We start from the raw sequence: 1,469 nt of genomic DNA, 5'->3' as shown, positions 1-1,469 counted from the left end.
GTACACGGCGCACCTGCACAACAACATGCCGGAAGATACCCGCATCCACGCCCTGGGCCGCCAGAGCTGGGACCGCGCCGCCTTCCTGCACTTCATCCAGGAAAAAGTACGCGGTTTCATCGGCGAGAAGGCCTACACCGACGAGGCCTGGTCCTCTTTCGTGCGCCGCCTCACCTACGTCTGCATCGACGCCACCGATCCGGCCAGCTTCCTGGGCCTCAAGGCCGAGATGCAACCCGGCTCCGACCGCGTGTACTACCTGGCCACCGCGCCCAGCCTGTTCGTGGGCATCTGCGCGAACCTGTCTGGTGCGGGCCTGATCGACGAGCGCTCGCGCGTGGTGCTGGAAAAGCCCCTGGGCCACGACCTGGCCTCGGCACGCCAGATCAACAACGACGTCGCCCAGTACTTCCAGGAACACCAGGTCTTCCGCATCGACCACTACCTGGGCAAGGAAACGGTGCAGAACCTGATGGTGCTGCGCTTTGGCAACAGCATCTTCGAACCGCTGTGGCGCAGCCCGCAGATCAAGAGCATCCAGATCACCGTGGCCGAGAGCGTGGGCGTGGGCAGCCGCGCCGGCTTCTACGACGGCACCGGCGCCATGCGCGTCATGGTGGAGATCCACCTGATGCAGTTGATGTGCATCGTGGCCATGGAGCCGCCCGTGTCGCTGGACCCGGACGCGGTGCGCGACGAAAAGCTCAAGGTGCTGCGTTCGCTGCGCCCCATGACGGTGGCCGACGTGGCGCGCGACACGGTGCGCGGCCAGTACAGCGCGGGTGCCTCGGGCGGTGAAGCCGCCCTGGGCTATCTGCAGGAAGAGAACATCCCCGAAGACAGCGGCACCGAGACCTTCGTTGCGCTCAAGGCCCACATCAACAACTGGCGCTGGGCCAACGTGCCTATCTTCTTGCGCACCGGCAAGCGCATGGCGGCGCGCCAGTCCGAAATCGTCATCGAGTTCGCCGAACTGCCCTTCACCATCTTCAACGACTCGGCCCACAAGTCGGTCAACCGCCTGCTCATCCGCCTGCAGCCGGAAGAGCACATCCAGCTGCAGATGATGGCCAAGGAGCCCGGCAGCGGCATGAAACTGCGCCCGGTGAGCCTGAACCTGGACCTGGAATCGGCCTTCACCGGCCGCCGCGCCGAAGCCTACGAACGCCTGCTGATCGACGTCATCAAGGGCCGACTGACGCACTTCATGCGCCGCGACGAACTGGAAGCCGCCTGGGCCTGGGTCGAACCCATCATCGACGGCTGGCAGCAACTGGGCGAGAAGCCCAAGGCCTACACGGCGGGCAGCTGGGGCCCGGCCGCTTCGTCGGCCCTCATGGCACGCGAGGGTTCTTCGTGGGTGGAGGAATCCTGAGCATGGCCGTGACCGAACACACCGGCGCCACGCCCGCGGCCATCGCGGCCCACATCGCCGATGCGCTGCGCGCCGCCATCGCCGCGCGCGGCCA

General features: G+C 66.4%; 1 protein-coding gene. It reads left to right on the top strand.

Translation table 11 applies throughout. The annotated features are described in order from the left end of the window. A partial coding sequence (gene zwf, locus ACR2JA_RS13715; protein ID WP_434009638.1) for a glucose-6-phosphate dehydrogenase occupies positions 1–1,375 on the top strand: 1,375 nt, incomplete at its 5' end. Positions 1,376–1,469: the final 94 nt, after the last annotated feature.

The sequence above is a fragment of the Hydrogenophaga sp. genome (assembly GCF_051007235.1).
In the GTDB taxonomy this organism is placed as follows: Bacteria; Pseudomonadota; Gammaproteobacteria; order Burkholderiales; family Burkholderiaceae_C; genus Hydrogenophaga.
This window is presented reverse-complemented; position numbering and strand designations above follow the sequence as displayed.